Annotated in this window: 17 protein-coding genes; 9 read left to right on the plus strand and 8 right to left on the minus strand. The window is 67.5% G+C overall.

The window, feature by feature from the left end:
* Positions 1-5: 5 nt before the first annotated feature.
* Positions 6-1,013 (minus strand): hypothetical protein, encoded by a 1,008-nt coding sequence (locus BW970_RS02270; RefSeq protein WP_076528277.1) that lies wholly within the window; start codon positions 1,011-1,013, stop codon positions 6-8.
* Positions 1,014-1,102: 89 nt separating this feature from the next.
* Here BW970_RS02270 and BW970_RS02275 point away from each other — a divergent pair, with 89 nt between their 5' ends.
* A complete protein-coding gene (locus BW970_RS02275) occupies positions 1,103-1,516 on the plus strand; it encodes a hypothetical protein (RefSeq protein ID WP_076528279.1) in 414 nt (137 codons plus the stop codon).
* A gap of 18 nt (positions 1,517-1,534) precedes the next feature.
* Here the strand turns inward: BW970_RS02275 and BW970_RS02280 are convergent, their stop codons facing one another.
* Positions 1,535-2,026: a flavin reductase family protein gene (locus BW970_RS02280; RefSeq protein ID WP_076528282.1), complete on the minus strand. Its 492-nt coding sequence runs from the start codon at positions 2,024-2,026 to the stop codon at positions 1,535-1,537.
* Positions 2,027-2,280: 254 nt separating this feature from the next.
* On the opposite strand from BW970_RS02280, the gene BW970_RS02285 reads away from it, so the two are divergent.
* Positions 2,281-2,865, plus strand: coding sequence for a malonic semialdehyde reductase (locus BW970_RS02285; protein ID WP_076528284.1), 585 nt, complete (start codon positions 2,281-2,283; stop codon positions 2,863-2,865).
* Between the two features lie 75 nt (positions 2,866-2,940).
* Here the strand turns inward: BW970_RS02285 and BW970_RS02290 are convergent, their stop codons facing one another.
* Genes BW970_RS02290 through BW970_RS02305 form a run of 4 tightly spaced genes read right to left on the minus strand, consistent with a single transcriptional unit; the run spans position 2,941 to position 6,639 of the window.
* Positions 2,941-3,870 carry an AEC family transporter gene (locus BW970_RS02290; protein WP_076528286.1) on the minus strand — a complete coding sequence of 310 codons (930 nt, stop codon included), beginning with the start codon at positions 3,868-3,870 and terminating at the stop codon, positions 2,941-2,943.
* Between the two features lie 41 nt (positions 3,871-3,911).
* Positions 3,912-4,715 (minus strand): MBL fold metallo-hydrolase, encoded by an 804-nt coding sequence (locus BW970_RS02295; RefSeq protein WP_076528288.1) that lies wholly within the window; start codon positions 4,713-4,715, stop codon positions 3,912-3,914.
* Positions 4,712-5,512, minus strand: a complete 801-nt coding sequence (locus BW970_RS02300) for a TatD family hydrolase (RefSeq protein ID WP_076528290.1) — start codon at positions 5,510-5,512, stop codon at positions 4,712-4,714. Before BW970_RS02300 ends, BW970_RS02295 begins: the two co-directional genes overlap by 4 nt.
* Positions 5,509-6,639 carry a DNA polymerase III subunit delta' gene (locus BW970_RS02305; protein WP_076528292.1) on the minus strand — a complete coding sequence of 377 codons (1,131 nt, stop codon included), beginning with the start codon at positions 6,637-6,639 and terminating at the stop codon, positions 5,509-5,511. Before BW970_RS02305 ends, BW970_RS02300 begins: the two co-directional genes overlap by 4 nt.
* 228 nt (positions 6,640-6,867) lie before the next feature.
* On the opposite strand from BW970_RS02305, the gene BW970_RS02310 reads away from it, so the two are divergent.
* The gene (locus BW970_RS02310) at positions 6,868-7,179 is read left to right on the plus strand and encodes an ETC complex I subunit (RefSeq protein WP_076528294.1); all 312 of its coding nucleotides are present in this window, start codon (positions 6,868-6,870) and stop codon (positions 7,177-7,179) included.
* 141 nt (positions 7,180-7,320) lie between these two features.
* Here the strand turns inward: BW970_RS02310 and hemC are convergent, their stop codons facing one another.
* Complete coding sequence (hemC, locus tag BW970_RS02315) at positions 7,321-8,268, minus strand: hydroxymethylbilane synthase (RefSeq protein WP_076528296.1); 948 nt, start codon at positions 8,266-8,268, stop codon at positions 7,321-7,323.
* Positions 8,269-8,394: 126 nt separating this feature from the next.
* On the opposite strand from hemC, the gene hemE reads away from it, so the two are divergent.
* Complete coding sequence (gene hemE, locus BW970_RS02320; protein ID WP_076528298.1) at positions 8,395-9,423, plus strand: uroporphyrinogen decarboxylase; 1,029 nt, start codon at positions 8,395-8,397, stop codon at positions 9,421-9,423.
* A 39-nt stretch (positions 9,424-9,462) separates the two neighbouring features.
* Here hemE and BW970_RS02325 read toward each other — a convergent pair whose 3' ends face one another.
* Entirely contained in the window at positions 9,463-10,752 is a 1,290-nt protein-coding gene (locus tag BW970_RS02325; RefSeq protein ID WP_076528300.1) for a helix-turn-helix transcriptional regulator, read from the minus strand.
* Between the two features lie 115 nt (positions 10,753-10,867).
* On the opposite strand from BW970_RS02325, the gene hisB reads away from it, so the two are divergent.
* The 5 genes from hisB to BW970_RS02350 all read left to right on the plus strand — a co-directional run bounded on the left by hisB (position 10,868) and on the right by BW970_RS02350 (position 14,192).
* A complete protein-coding gene (hisB, locus tag BW970_RS02330; protein ID WP_076528302.1) occupies positions 10,868-11,455 on the plus strand; it encodes an imidazoleglycerol-phosphate dehydratase HisB in 588 nt (195 codons plus the stop codon).
* A gap of 86 nt (positions 11,456-11,541) precedes the next feature.
* Entirely contained in the window at positions 11,542-12,180 is a 639-nt protein-coding gene (gene hisH / locus BW970_RS02335; RefSeq protein WP_076528304.1) for an imidazole glycerol phosphate synthase subunit HisH, read from the plus strand.
* Between the two features lie 73 nt (positions 12,181-12,253).
* Positions 12,254-12,439: a hypothetical protein gene (locus tag BW970_RS02340; RefSeq protein WP_144038848.1), complete on the plus strand. Its 186-nt coding sequence runs from the start codon at positions 12,254-12,256 to the stop codon at positions 12,437-12,439.
* 5 nt (positions 12,440-12,444) lie between these two features.
* The gene (gene murA, locus BW970_RS02345) at positions 12,445-13,713 is read left to right on the plus strand and encodes a UDP-N-acetylglucosamine 1-carboxyvinyltransferase (protein WP_076528308.1); all 1,269 of its coding nucleotides are present in this window, start codon (positions 12,445-12,447) and stop codon (positions 13,711-13,713) included.
* The gene (locus BW970_RS02350) at positions 13,713-14,192 is read left to right on the plus strand and encodes a DUF2948 family protein (protein WP_076528310.1); all 480 of its coding nucleotides are present in this window, start codon (positions 13,713-13,715) and stop codon (positions 14,190-14,192) included. Before murA ends, BW970_RS02350 begins: the two co-directional genes overlap by 1 nt.
* The last annotated feature ends 105 nt before the right edge of the window (positions 14,193-14,297 follow it).

Here is a 14,297-nt window from a genome sequence, read left to right on the forward strand (position 1 = left end):
GCGCGCTAGCGCAGCCACCACCCTTCACGCTTGATGGTGTTGCGGATGACCTGTTCCTGACGGGGCAGGTCGTCGCGGTCGAACAGGGGGCGGATCTTCTGCCGCCCCTTGCCCTGATAGACCAGTTTTCTTGCCGGTTCCCAGTCGCGCAGCAACCGCTTGAGCGCCTTGTCGGCGGTGACGGTTTCCAGCACATCGACGGCGTGGTCACTGTCACGGGCGTACAGCAATGGCAACGCCCGGTAATGGCAGGAGATATCCCCGTCCAGTCCCGCCAGCGCCGTGCCGGGGCGCCCGCCGCCAAATGCCGCGATCACCAGTGGCAAAGCAACCTGATCGAGCCAGGGATCCAGCGATTGCGCCGCCAGCATCGGCCCCGGATCGGACCGTATGGCCGTCGCATAGTCGGTGAACCGCCTGCCGAAGGCGACCGGACAGGCGCCAAAGAACCAGCCCGCATTGAAATACATGTAGCGCCGCCAATGTTCGTCCGGCTGCGACAGATCCAGCGTCGGGGTGATGTCCAGCCCGAAGCGGTCATAAAGCGAGCGCCAGATGCTGTCATATCCCGCGACATAGGGCTGCGGGTCGGGCCATGTGGCGGACACCCGCATCGAGGCAGAGGGGCGGGCAAAGTCGAAGGCCACCCTGTCCAGCGCGCCGGTGATCAGCGTATCGGTGTCGAAAAAGACAAAGGGTTCGCCTTCGGGCAGGGCCGCCAATGCCTCGATCTTGTTGCCATAGGGATAGGACGCGCCGAAATGGCGGCATTCGAATTCGACGATCTGCGCCCCCAGCCCCTGCAATGCCGCGCGGATCGCGGGATCCGCGATCCGTGGATCCTGTGGCCACAACGGGCCGGGCAGCGGCTCTGCCACGAACAACCGGCCCGACAGCGCGGGGGCATGGGCCGCCAGCGAGGCGGCAAAGATCAGGGCCTCGTATTGCAGGCGGCCCGCCTGCGCCACGATGACGATATTGAACGCTTGCGTCCGCTTTGTCCTGCCTGCCATGCTGCCCTCGTTGCCACCGGCCCCTGACGGACCTTTCGCGCCTGACTATAGGGTGGCGCCACGGACCATGAAAGTCATTGGAGATAGGGATGTATCGCCACTTGAGCCTTGTTGCCGCGGGCCTGCTTGCCGCGACGCCAGCCATGGCCCAACAGTTCACCACAGCCGCAGAAATCCGGCCGATCCTGGAGGCGACGCGCGCAAGCTGGCTTGCGCTGCGCCCGTGGGACGGCAAGGAGCTGCTGTATTTCACCCATCTTGAAAGTTGGCGTTGCGGCATGGCCGAGGTGCGGTTTTCCGTCAATTCCTCGGCCGCGACGCGGGTCTGGGACATGCCGCCCTGCCAAACCGGCACAGCGCAGCCGAATGCCATTCCGGCCGACCGGCTGCCCTTTGCCGAACTTCCGCCAGAAGCGTTGCAGACCGTCACCGTGGTCGTTGTACTGGCCGACGGAACCGAACTGCGCCAGGACTATACGCGGGCGAACATCCTGATGCCGTGATCCCGCCCGCCCGCCGGCTCAGGCCGCTGAAAAGCCGCCATAGCGCCCCTGGCTGAAGACCAGCGGGGCGCCGTCCGTGGCTGCGGCGCGCAGCACGCGGCCCACGATGATCAGATGGTCGCCGCCATCATGCGCGGCGTGCCGCTCGCAATCAAATCGCGCCAGCGCCGAAGGAATGACCGGCACGCCTTCGGGCGTGATCTCGTGCGGAAAATCGGCAAAGCCCGCGCCGTCCCTGGCGAACCGGGGCAACCAGTCGCTGTGATCGTCGCGCAGGATGTGGATGGAGTAATGTTGCGCCGTTTCGAAATGGGCAAAGCGGCTGGAGGATTTCGCAGGCGACCACAGAACGAGCGGCGGATCCATCGAAACGCTGGCAAAGCTGTTGACCAGGAACCCCACAGGCCCCTGGGGGGCGGCGACCGTCACCAGCGCCACGCCTGTGGCAAATCGTCCCAGCGCATTGCGGAAGGCGCGTGGATCGGTATCGGGGGCAAAGAGCTGTGTCATGCGTCTGTGTCCTGTTGCCTTGGGTGGTCCGCTGTAAACATCCGGCTTTGCCGGGGTCAAGGGGCCGCGCCTGTGTTGCGGTGCATATATGATCCGCGCTGACACACATTGACCTTGGGGTCCGGCGCGATATGTCAGACGCCAATGGCCGCCGTATGACCTGCCCGTATCCCGCCGGGCATGTCAGCAGGCGGCCCCGGCACGTCCTGGTCGCCATGGTGGCGCCCCCTGCCGCGAAACCAGAGGAATGACCCTTGCCCCGGATCGACAATACCGCACTTGACCAGATCTTTCGCCTGTCGCGCAGCCACCCCGCCTTCGAGGATCGTCCCGTTGCCCCCGAGGTGCTGGAGGAGCTGACCGCCCTGGCGCTGCTTGGCCCTTCGGCGTTCAATCAGCAACCGCTGCGCCTGGTGTTTGTGCAGACCGCCGAAGGCAAGGCGCGGCTGGAACCGGCGCTGTCGTCGGGCAACCGGGCCAAGACCATGGCCGCGCCGGTCAGCGTGCTGGTGTGCTGCGACACCGAATTCACCGTGCATCTGCCGCAGGTGTTTCCGCTGTCCGATGTGCGGGGGTATTACACCGACCCGGCCGTGCGCGAGGCATCGGCGCGCACCAATGCGCTGTTGCAGGCGGGAATGCTGATTGCCGCCGCCCGGTCGCTGGGGCTGGGGGTCGGGCCGATGGCGGGCTTTGACAAGGCAAAGGCAAAAGAGGCGCTGCTTGGCGGAACATCCTGGGAGCCGCTGTTCCTGATGAACCTGGGCTGGTTCAAGGCCAATCCCGACACTGCCCGCCTGCCGCGTCTGGGTTTTGATACCGCGGCCCGTATCGTCTGACATCAACGCCCTTGTGTCGTCCGTCCGGGCGGCGCAAGGGCGCTGGCGCGCGAAGGGGGGGGCGGCCGGGGCCGTTCAGGGCAGGATGCTGAGCCAGAACCAGGCCGTCAGCATCGTAAGCCCCGTGGCCATCAGCACCGACGAGGCGACGACCCGGCGCGCGGTGCCGTACATGTTGGCAAAGAGATAGGCATTGACGCCCGGCGCCATGGCGGCGGTGATCACCGCCGAGCGCATCGCCGGGGTGTCCAGATGCAGCGCCGCCCCAAGCGTGAAGGTGATGGTCGGATGCAGCAACAGCGAAATGCCCATCACCATGGCGATCGTGCGCAGATCACCTTCGGGGCGATAGCGGTACAGCGTGCCGCCCAGACCGAACAGCGCGGCGGGCAGGGCCGCGCGGGCGATCATGTCGGCAGCATCTCCGATGATCGCGGGCACGGCCAGCCCCGACAGATTGACGGCAAATCCCGCAAGGATCGCCAGCACAAGGGCATTGCGGAACATCGACTTCAGGATACGCGGCACCGCCTCGCGCAGCGAACGGCCTGCGTTCAGCGCAAGCTCCATCGCGGTGATGCCGACGAAATAGCAAAATGGCGAATGCAGGGCCACGATGGCGATATTGCCGGCCAGCGCCTCGGGGCCCCAGGCCCGCTCGGTGATCGGCATCCCGAGAAGCACCGAGTTGGAGAACAGGCTGACAAAGCCGATGGCCACCGCATCCGGCCAGGGGCGTGCAAACAGGTAGCGCGCGCCCAGCAGACCCGCGAAAAAGCAGACCAGCGCCCCGGCATAAAAGCTCAGCAGCATTGCGGGTTGCAGGTCGGCCGACAGATCCAGCCGCGAAATGGCACGGAACAGCAGGCAGGGAATGGCAAAGTTCTGGGCAAAGCGCATCAGCCCGTCGATCCAGCTGTCCTCAAACCAGCCGCGCCATGTTGCAAGATAGCCGAACCCCAGCACAAGGAACACGGGCAGGATGACGTCGATCAGGGCTTGCATGGCGAAGGCGTCCGCAGGGCTGGGCAGAGCAGCCCGGCAGTTCAGGCGACGGGCAGTTCCAGCACCATGCCGTCATAGGCGGCACTGACATGGGCGGGGGTCTCGGCCTCGACTGTCGCATGGTCAAGGTCGATGTGCATGTTGGTCAGAACGGCGCGGTCAGGTTTCGCCTTGGCGATCCATTCCAGCGTCAGCGCCAGATGGGCATGGGTCGGATGCGGCGTGCGGCGCAGGGCATCGACAACCCAGACATCCAGCCCTTCCAGCACCGGCCAGCTATCCTCGGGGATGGCGACCACATCGGGCAGATAGGCCAGCCCGCCGATGCGGAACCCCAGCGCATCCATCGACCCATGGTCGGCCCGGAACGGCAGGAACGGCACAGGACCGCCTGCGCCCGAAATTTCGAACGGGCCGCGAATGGTGTGCAGGTTCAGGATCGGCGGATAGGGGCTGCCCTCTGGCTGGACAAAGGCATAGCCGAACCGCGACAACAGCGCATCCTGCGTCGGGCCATCGGCCCAGACCGGCAGACGGTTGCGCATGTTGAAGACGATCATGCGCAGATCGTCGATGCCATGGACATGATCGGCATGGGAATGGGTGTAGACCACCGCATCCAGCGTACCGACCCCGGCGCCCAGCAACTGGTCGCGCATATCGGGCGTGGTGTCGATCAGAACCCGTGTGATCCGGTCGCCCGACAGACGCTCGACCAGCATGGAACAGCGGCGGCGGCGGTTCTTCGGATTGTCGGGGTCACACTCGCCCCAATGCCCGCCCAGACGCGGCACTCCGCCGGACGAGCCGCAGCCCAGAATGGTGTAGCGCAACCTGTCGCTCATGCCGCGGCGGCCTTGGCTGCGGCGCGGGTGAACAGCCGGTCGAAATTGGCCGATGTGGCGGCGGCGAAATCTGCATAGCTCAGCCCGAACAGCTCGGCGCCAACCTTCGCGGTATGGGTCACATAGGCCGGTTCGTTCCGCTTGCCGCGGAAGGGCGGCGGCGCAAGATAGGGGCTGTCGGTTTCCACAAGGATCCGGTCCAGCGGCGCGGCGGCAAAGATCGCGCGCAGATCGTGGCTTTTCGGAAAGGCCGCAATTCCCGACATCGACAGGTAGAACCCCAGATCCAGCGCCGCCTGCGCAAGTTCGGCACTGGAGGAAAAGCAATGCATGACGCAGGCATAGGGCTGTGCCGCATGGCCTTCGGACAGGATGCGGGCCATATCCTCGTCGGCATCGCGCGCATGGATGATCAGCGGCAGGCCGGTGATCTGCGCCGCCTCGATATGCACGCGCAGGCTGGCCTGCTGGGCGTCCTTCGACTCGGGTGTATAGTGGTAATCAAGGCCGGTTTCCCCGATGCCCACCATCTTGGGGTGCCGGGCAGCGGCAACAAGCTGATCCACCGTCAACGGCGATTCCTTGCCCACGCTCATGGGATGCAGGCCAAAGCTGTAGAACACACCGTCATGCGCCTCGGCCAGGGCGCGCGCCTTGGGTTCCTGTGCCAGCCGCGTGCAGATATGCACCATCCGCGTCACGCCTGCGGCGCGGGCGCGTTCGATCAGCGCCTCGACCTCGCCATCGAAATCGGGAAAGTCGAGGTGGCAGTGGCTGTCCACGATGGTTGGTGTCATGTCTCTGCCCTTGCCGCCGCCGCGTCGATCTTCAGGAGCATATCCAACACCAGCGCGGCAGGGTCAAGGTTGACCGCCCGGCCCTTGCGGGCGCGCAGGCCAAGGGTCTGGGCAAGATCGGCCCAGTGCCGGGCCGCGCGGGCATCCGGCGCAAGCCGCGCCATCAGCGCCGCTTCGCCCGGTGCGGCCTCGGGCGGGAACTGCCCGGTGGCGCCTGCGCGGGCGGTGCGGGCGAGAAACAGGTCGATCAGCTCCAGCAGCAGATCGAACCGCCCTTCGGCCCCGCGTCCCGCGACGATATCCGCCAGTGCCGCGGCGGCGGGACGGTCCATCCGGGGCAGGGTGGCACACAGCGCCACCAGCCGGGCATAAAGCTCGATCCCGTCAAGTCCGGCGATGCGCATGGCGGCCCCGACCGATCCCCCGGACAGTTGCGCCATGGCCTGTGGCGTATCGACCTCTGCGCCAGCGGTTGCCAGCGCCTGCGCCATGGCCTCGGGCGACAGGGCCTGCAAGGACAGCACCCGACAGCGCGACCGGATGGTCGGCAACAGCCGGGCCGGCTGATGCGAGATCAGCAGCATCGTCACACCGGGCGGCGGTTCTTCCAGCAGCTTCAGCAAGGCATTGGCGGCGGCGGCGTTCAGATCGTCCGCCGCATCCACGATGGCCACGCGCCGCCCGCCGTCGGCGGCGGACAGGGTGAAGAACGACTTCATCTTGCGCACTTCACCAACGGTGATGTCACGGGTCAGCGCATCGCCCTTGTCGTTCGGCCCCCGGCGCAACAGGAACAGGCGCGGCTCGGACAAGGCGCGCAGGCGGCGGGCGACCGGATCGTCCTCGGGGATATCCAGGCTTTGCGGGGGGGGCGGTGCAAGGAACCCGCCCACCTCTTCGGAGGTGGCGAGCAGGAAGCGGGCGATCCGCCAGGCCAGCGTTGCCTTTCCCACGCCCCTTGGGCCGGTCAGCAGCCAGCCATGATGCAGGCGGCCCGAGCCATAGGCCTCCAGAAACGCGGCCTCGGCCCGGTCCTGGCCCAGCAGCAGGCGGGTTTCACGCGGGTGCGGGGCACCTTCGGCGCGGTCGGGTTCGGGCAGGTCGCGGGAGTCGGGGGATTTCGCCATTCGCGTCACTATGCCGGTTTGTGCGGGAAGGGCAACCGGGGGCCGTGGCAGGCACATCCCGGCGCGCCCCCGGCAGCCGGTTCAACCGGAGGAACCCGGCAGACGCCTCCGGCGGGGGTATTTGGGGCAAGATGAAACGGCAGCCCGATGGCGGCTTGCGCGTCGGGCACCTCTTGCGTCGCGGGGGCTGTTCTGCCAGAACCGGGACACAATCCGACGGAGAGTTTCATGCGCGCCCGCATCTATCAGCCTGCCCGCAACGCCATGCAATCCGGCATGGGCAAGACCCGCGACTGGGTGCTGGAATTTGTCCAGGCCGAAGCGCGCGAGATCGACCCGCTGATGGGCTGGACCTCCTCGGGCGATACCCAGCGTCAGGTGCGGTTGCGCTTTGCCACGCGCGAGGCAGCCGAGGACTATGCCCGGTCCAAGGGGCTGGAGGTCGATGTGATCGGCGCCAACACCCGCGCGCCGAATATCCGGCCCGCCGGATATGGCGAGAATTTCGCCACCAACCGCCGGGGTGCCTGGACGCACTGAGGCGGCCTGTCGCAGTGTCGGGCGGCGGCCGGGCTCCGCCGACGCCGCCGATTCCGGCTGATCCGCAGTCTCACCTGTACGCGCGGCCGCCGCCGCCCGGCAGCGGGCCGTGACCTGGTGCGGCGCGGCCCCTTCTGCGGTTCAGCTGCGCCAGTCGAAGAACCCCGCCGGGGCCGCCGCCAGCAAGCGGCGTGCCAGATCCTCGCCCAGCGCGGCGGCCTCGGACATGGGGGCGCGTCCGTCCAGCGTGATCGCTTCGGATCCGTCAGGCCGCAGGATTTCGCCCCGCAGCCAGATCCGGTCGCCTTCGATCCGCGCAAGGCCCGCGATCGGCGTCTGGCACGAGCCGTCCAGCACCCGCAGCATCGCGCGTTCGGCGCCAAGACGATGACCGGTTTCGGCGTGGTGGATCGGGTCAAGCAGGGCAGCGGTGCGCGCATCGCCCAGCCGCCGTTCGATCCCGATGGCGCCCTGGCCGACAGCGGGCAGCATGTCGTCCGGGTCGATCGCCGAACGGGCCAACGGCGCCAGCCCCAGCCGGTTCAGCCCTGCCATGGCCAGGAAGGTGGCCACGGCCACACCGTCGCGCAGCTTTTGCAGCCGGGTCTGCACGTTGCCGCGGAATTCCACAACAATCAGATCCGGTCGGCGGTGGGTCAGCTGCGCTCGCCGGCGCAACGAGGAGGACCCGACGACAGCGCCCTGCGGCAGATCCGCCAGCCCCGTCGCCACATCGGACAGGAAGGCATCGCGCACATCCTCGCGTGGCAAGAAGCAGTCCAGCGTCAGCCCTTCGGGTTGCAGGGTCGGCATGTCCTTGGTGGAATGGACCGCGATGTCGATCCCGCCGTCCAGCAGCGCCTCTTCGATCTCGCGGGTGAACAGGCCCTTGCCGCCCGCCTCGCGCAGCGAGCGGTCCTGGATGCGGTCGCCGGTGACCTTGATCACCACGATCTCAAAGGCGGCCTCGGGCAGATCATGGGCGGCCATCAACCGGGCGCGGGTCTCGTAGGCCTGCGCAAGAGCCAGCGGCGAACCACGGGTGCCGATGCGAAGGGGCTGGGCGGGGGTGGGCAAGGGATGCGTCATGCCTTTCTGTTTACGGGCCGCCCAAGAGCCTGTCCAGCGGGGCCAAGCGCCGCATCCCCCACCCGCGGCCTTGACAAGCGCGCCGCCGCAGTGGACCAACCCGCGACACCCGCATAGGAGGCCACCATGACCGACAAGACCATCCTGCGCGCCCTTGCGGGCGAACGTCTGGACGTACCGCCGGTCTGGCTGATGCGGCAGGCAGGGCGGTATCTGCCGGAATACCGGGCGACACGGGCCAAGGCCGGGGATTTCCTCACCCTGTGCTATACGCCGGATCTGGCGGCAGAGGTCACGTTGCAGCCGATCCGCCGCTATGGTTTTGACGCGGCGATCCTGTTTGCCGACATCCTCCTGATCGGACAGGCGCTGGGATCGAAGCTGTGGTTCGCCGAAGGCGAAGGGCCGCGGATGTCCACCATCACCGATGCCGCCGGTGTGGCCGCCCTGCGCCCGGTCGAGGCGATTCACGAAACGCTCTCGCCGGTCTACGAGACCGTGCGGATTCTTGCGCGTGAATTGCCCCGCGACACCACGCTGATCGGCTTTGCCGGGGCGCCATGGACGGTGGCCACCTACATGATCGCCGGGCGTGGCAAGGATGAACAGGCGGGCGCCCATGCGTTCAAGGCGGCGGACCGCACCGCCTTTTCCGCGCTGATCGACCGGATCGCCGAGGCGACGGTGGAATATCTGTCCGCCCAGATCACGGCGGGTGCCGAAGTGGTCAAACTGTTCGACAGCTGGGCCGGCAGCCTGTCGGGGCAGGATTTCACCGATTTCGCCCTGGCCCCGACCGCCCGCATCATCGCGGCGCTCAAGGCCCGTCACCCCGGCATTCCGGTCATCGCCTTCCCGCGCGAGGCAGGGCAGGGCTATGTCGGATTTGCCCGTGCCACCGGGGCGGATTGCCTGGCGGTCGACAATTCGGTCAGCGCGGACTGGGCGGCGCAGCACCTGCAACCCGATGGCTGCGTGCAAGGCAATCTCGACCCGCGCCACATGGTGACAGGCGGACCGGCCCTGACCGCCGAGGCCCGGCGCATCATGCGCGCCTTTGCAGGGGGGCCGCATATCTTCAACCTTGGCCATGGCATCACCCCGGATGCCGATCCCGACAACGTTCATCGCCTGCTGGAGGCGATCCGCGGCTGATCCGGCGCCTGGGAACCGGGGGCATCGGGGCACGCCGGATCACAGCGTGCCTTCTCCGGTGATCGCGGGTTCCCGCCGCGCGGTGCAATCATCGCGCGGGCAGATGCGGCACGAGGTTCCGACAGGCCGACGCGGCGCCCCATCCCCTGACGCGGGCTGCAACAGCATGTAGGCCCGCATGACGCCGGGCGCCGCAAAACCGCGTGGATGCTCGAAGCTGCCCCAGGCCCAGGCATCGAACCCGGCAGCCAGACGCCCGGCCACTTCGATCCGCGCCTGTACCGGCTGTCCGGGGCGGCACAGCGCATCATACAGCGGCCAGAGCGGGCAGGCCGCCCCAAAGCGCGGCACTGGAAAACCGGGCAGGGGCTTGCGGAATACCAGGGTGCCCGACCCATCGCAGATCACCACCCCCAGGGGCCCGGTGTCGGGCGGCAGGGTGGCCAGGCGCCGGAACACCATCGCAGGCGTTGCGCCAAAGCGCGCGGCCAGCCGCCCCGGATCCATGCCGTCGCGCCGGATCGCGGCCAGAAATCCCGGCAAGGGCAGGGCGCGGGCATCCTGTGCATAGGTCTCCAGCCAGTCGCGCGCCATCTGCCGCGCCGCGCGGCTGGCCAGTTCCGACGCCCCCTCCAGCACGCTTGCCGGATCCCCGCCTGCCTCCAACGACGGCAGGTGCCAGCCCTGAGCCGCCAGCCAGCTTTCCAGCTCTTCCTGCGGCGAGGCGATGCCCGTCTCCTGCGCGGCCACGCCGTCCAGATAGCCGACAAGCGCCTCGGCACCATTCGCCAGCCGCGCGGTATCTTCCGCCAGATTGCGCTCGAAGCGCGCGCGCCACTCGGGTTCGATATCCGGGGTATCGGCCAGAATGGCCGCGGTGGAACGCACGGATGTCGCGGCCGACAACAATTCGTGCAGACCGGCGGACAGATGCGGATCCTGGCTCATCCGGTCGCTCAGCGCCTCGACCGCCTGCTCCAGTTGCGCGATGCGCCGGTTCTGCGTGGCCACGAGCGCAGCCCAGCCCGGATAGCGGCCTGCGAATTCCTCTGCCCGATCCAGTTCGGCCGCGACACCCGCCGCCGCCGCCGCCTCGCGCAGCGCAGCGCCGGTATCGGCATCATCGACCCCTTGCAGGGCGTCGGCCGACACCCCCAGCGCCAGGGCGATCCGCTCCAGCAGGTCGCCCGCAACCCGGCGGCGGTTGTGTTCGATCAGGTTGAGATAACTCGCCGACACACCGACGGCCTGGGCAAGCTCTGACTGACGCAGCCCGGTGCGGGTGCGGTGTTCGCGGATGCGGGTGCCAGTCAGGGCGTTCAGCGGCATGGGGTCCTCCGGCCATGTGCGGCACCATAAGGCCAATCGGCGCCAGCGTCACGCAGGCCCTTGGCGCGCGCGCCCCCCGCGCCTATAAGGTCGCCATCAGCCGAAGGAGCCCCCGATGCGCGAGGCCACGATCACCCGCACCACTGCCGAAACCGAGATTTCCGTCGCGGTGACTCTCGATGGCACGGGCCGCTATGACATGGCGACCGGGGTGGGGTTCTTTGACCACATGCTGGACCAGCTTGCGCGGCATTCGCTGATCGACATCACCTTGCGCTGCAAGGGCGATCTGCATATCGACGACCACCACACGGTCGAGGATTGCGGCATCGCGCTGGGTCAGGCGCTGGCGCGCGCGCTGGGCGACAAACGCGGAATCCGCCGCTATGGCGAATGCACCCTGCCGATGGATGACGCGCGGGTGCAGGCCGCGCTCGATCTGTCGGGCCGCCCCTTCCTTGTCTGGGATGTCACCTTCCCGACCCAGAAGATCGGCAGCTTCGATACCGAACTGGTGCGCGAATTCTTTCAGGCCCTGGCCACCCATGGCGGCATCACGCTGCATGTGACGCAAGCCGCCGGGATCAACAGCCACCATATCGCCGAGGCCGCGTTCAAGGCGGTGGCCCGCGCCCTGCGCGACGCGGTTGAAACCGATCTGCGCAAGGCCGACGCGATTCCCTCCACCAAGGGCATGCTCTGACCGCCGGTCTTTCATCTTGCCCCAAATACCCCCCCCGCCGGAGGCGTCCGCACGCAGGTCCGGGTCCAAGGCCGAAAGGATAAGCGATGCTGACCGTCCTCGTCGATTACGACAGCGGCAACCTGCATTCTGCTGAAAAAGCATTCCAGCGCATGGCGGCAGAGGTCGGTGCCGGCGAGGTTCTGGTCTCGTCACAGCCCGAAGATGTCGCCCGTGCAAACCGTATCGTGCTGCCCGGCGATGGCGCCTTTCCGGCCTGCCGGCAGGCGCTGTCCGATCATACCGGCCTGTTCGAGGCAATCGACGACGGCGTGCGCCGTCGTGGCGTGCCGTTTCTGGGCATCTGCGTCGGAATGCAGATGCTGGCCACCCGCGGGCTGGAATATCACGAGACGCGCGGTTTTGGCTGGATCGGCGGCGATGTAACGCGCATCACCCCTGCCGATCCGGGCATGAAGGTGCCGCATATGGGCTGGAACGATCTGGTGATCGACCGGCCCCATCCTGTGCTCGACGGGATTGCGACCGGCGATCATGCCTATTTCGTGCATTCCTACGCCATGCAGGTGACCGATCCGGCAGAGTTGCTGGCACATGTCGAGTATGCCGGTCCGGTCACGGCCATTGTCGGCCGCGACAATGTGGTGGGCACGCAATTCCACCCGGAAAAATCCCAGGCAACCGGATTGCGGCTGATTGCCAATTTCCTGCGCTGGCGGCCCTGATCCCTTGCAGGTCCGGGTCCGGCTGGCAGCCTGCCGCGCAAGGGCGGGCTGCGATCTGGACGGCTTGGCCGGCTTGGGCTACATCCCCGACATGACAGCCTCTGACCCTCCCAGGAAAAAGACGCCTGCGCCCGACAGCCGCGATGCGCGGCTCAAGGCGGCGCTGCGGGCCAATCTGGGCCGCCGCAAGGCGCAGGCCCGTGAACGTGCGGCGGGGGACGAGGACGAAGACAGCGATACAGGGCAGGACGAAGGATAACGGGCATGGATGCGATTCTGGTGCGCGGTGGCGCGGAACTGAACGGGGAAATCCCCATTGCGGGCGCCAAGAACGCCTGCCTGACGCTGATGCCGGCGACGCTGCTGTCGGACGAACCGCTGACGCTGACCAATGCGCCGCGGCTGTCCGACATCCGCACCATGACCAGCCTGCTGCAATCGCTGGGCGCCGAAGTGCAGGCGCTGCAAGGCGGGCGCGTCCTGGCGCTGTCCTCGCATGACGTGACCAGCCAACATGCCGATTACGACATCGTGCGCAAGATGCGCGCCTCGATTCTGGTGCTGGGGCCGCTGCTGGCGCGGTTTGGCCGGGCCGAGGTCTCGTTGCCCGGTGGCTGTGCCATTGGCGCGCGGCCCGTCGACCTGCACCTCAGGGCGATGGAGGCCCTGGGGGCCGAAATGGACCTGCGCGACGGCTATGTCCATGCCAGGGCCCCTGCGGGAGGCTTGCGCGGGGCGGTGATCGACTTTCCCTTCGTCTCGGTCGGGGCGACGGAAAACGCGCTGATGGCCGCCGTTCTGGCGCGGGGAACCACCGAAATCCGCAATGCGGCGCGCGAGCCGGAAATCGTCGATCTGGTGCACTGCCTGCGGCGGATGGGCGCGCAGATCGAGGGCGAGGGCACCTCGACCCTGACTGTCCAGGGTGTCACCAGCCTGTCGGGCGCCACGCATCCCGTGGTGACGGACCGGATCGAGTTGGGCACCTACATGCTGGCCCCGGCGATCTGCGGCGGGACGGTCGAATGCCTGGGCGGACGGATGGACCTGGTCGCGGCCTTTGCCGAAAAGCTGGACCAGGCGGGTGTCTCGGTCGAAGAGACGGCGCGGGGCCTAAAGGTCAGCCGCAAGAATGGCCGGGTGTCGGCGGTGAACGTGGTAACAGAACCCTTCCCCGGCTTTCCGACCGATCTTCAGGCCCAGATGATGGCACTGCTGTGCACGGCCCAGGGGGTCTCGGTGCTGGAAGAGAAAATCTTTGAGAACCGCTTCATGCATGCGCCCGAACTGATGCGGATGGGGGCAAGGATCGACGTGCATGGCGGCACTGCCACCGTGACCGGGGTGGACCGGCTGCGCGGTGCCCCGGTGATGGCCACCGACCTGCGCGCCAGCGTGTCCCTGATCCTGGCCGGTCTGGCCGCCGAAGGGGAAACGCTGGTCAAGCGGGTCTATCATCTGGATCGTGGCTATGAGAGGGTCGAGGAGAAACTCGGCGCCTGCGGCGCCTCGATCGAGCGGGTGGCAGACTGATGGCGGATGCGCGGTTCGAAGACGGTGGCGAACAGCCCCTGAGGCTGAAGGCAGAGGCGGCCGAGGACCTGCCGGTCCTGTCGGCCCTGTTGCAGGATGCGGTCTTTACCGGAACCGACATGGGCTGGTCGCGCAAGGGCCGCCGGTTTGACGTGCTGCTCAACCGTTTCCGCTGGGAAGATCGCGCGGCGGCCGCGCGCGATGGCCGGCCCTTCGAGCGGGTGCGCAGCGTGCTGAGCGTGCTGGACGTGCGGCAGGTGACGTCCCAGGGCCTGGACATGCGCGACCGGGACAGCATCCTGTCGGCGCTCGCGCTGGAGTTCGAACCGGGCGAGGACGGGACGGGTGTGCTGACGCTGGTGCTGGCTGGCGACGGGGCGCTGCGGCTGTCGGTGGAATGCGTGAACGTGATGCTGACCGATGTCACCCGCCCCTATCGTGCGCCGTCCGGCAAGGTGCCGCAGCATCCCGAAGGCTGAGCACTGGTTATTCGCCCGCATCATGCTTAGGTGGGGGGTGCGGAGGCTGCGGGCCGGGGGGCTGGCCCCCCGGACCCCCCAGGGTATTTGAGGCAAGATGAAATG

The sequence above is a fragment of the Gemmobacter megaterium genome (genome assembly GCF_900156815.1).
In the GTDB taxonomy this organism is placed as follows: domain Bacteria; phylum Pseudomonadota; class Alphaproteobacteria; order Rhodobacterales; family Rhodobacteraceae; genus Wagnerdoeblera; species Wagnerdoeblera megaterium.

Bases quoted from the DNA above. Each gene is read 5' to 3' on its own strand.
- BW970_RS02270 (WP_076528277.1), bottom strand. From the start codon at position 1,013: ATGGCAGGCAGGACAAAGCGGACGCAAGCGTTCAATATCGTCATCGTG.
- BW970_RS02275 (WP_076528279.1), top strand. From the start codon at position 1,103: ATGTATCGCCACTTGAGCCTTGTTGCCGCGGGCCTGCTTGCCGCGACG.
- BW970_RS02280 (WP_076528282.1), bottom strand. From the start codon at position 2,026: ATGACACAGCTCTTTGCCCCCGATACCGATCCACGCGCCTTCCGCAAT.
- BW970_RS02290 (WP_076528286.1), bottom strand. From the start codon at position 3,870: ATGCAAGCCCTGATCGACGTCATCCTGCCCGTGTTCCTTGTGCTGGGG.
- BW970_RS02295 (WP_076528288.1), bottom strand. From the start codon at position 4,715: ATGAGCGACAGGTTGCGCTACACCATTCTGGGCTGCGGCTCGTCCGGC.
- BW970_RS02300 (WP_076528290.1), bottom strand. From the start codon at position 5,512: ATGACACCAACCATCGTGGACAGCCACTGCCACCTCGACTTTCCCGAT.
- BW970_RS02305 (WP_076528292.1), bottom strand. From the start codon at position 6,639: ATGGCGAAATCCCCCGACTCCCGCGACCTGCCCGAACCCGACCGCGCC.
- BW970_RS02310 (WP_076528294.1), top strand. From the start codon at position 6,868: ATGCGCGCCCGCATCTATCAGCCTGCCCGCAACGCCATGCAATCCGGC.
- hemC (WP_076528296.1), bottom strand. From the start codon at position 8,268: ATGACGCATCCCTTGCCCACCCCCGCCCAGCCCCTTCGCATCGGCACC.
- hemE (WP_076528298.1), top strand. From the start codon at position 8,395: ATGACCGACAAGACCATCCTGCGCGCCCTTGCGGGCGAACGTCTGGAC.
- BW970_RS02325 (WP_076528300.1), bottom strand. From the start codon at position 10,752: ATGCCGCTGAACGCCCTGACTGGCACCCGCATCCGCGAACACCGCACC.
- hisB (WP_076528302.1), top strand. From the start codon at position 10,868: ATGCGCGAGGCCACGATCACCCGCACCACTGCCGAAACCGAGATTTCC.
- hisH (WP_076528304.1), top strand. From the start codon at position 11,542: ATGCTGACCGTCCTCGTCGATTACGACAGCGGCAACCTGCATTCTGCT.
- murA (WP_076528308.1), top strand. From the start codon at position 12,445: ATGGATGCGATTCTGGTGCGCGGTGGCGCGGAACTGAACGGGGAAATC.
- BW970_RS02350 (WP_076528310.1), top strand. From the start codon at position 13,713: ATGGCGGATGCGCGGTTCGAAGACGGTGGCGAACAGCCCCTGAGGCTG.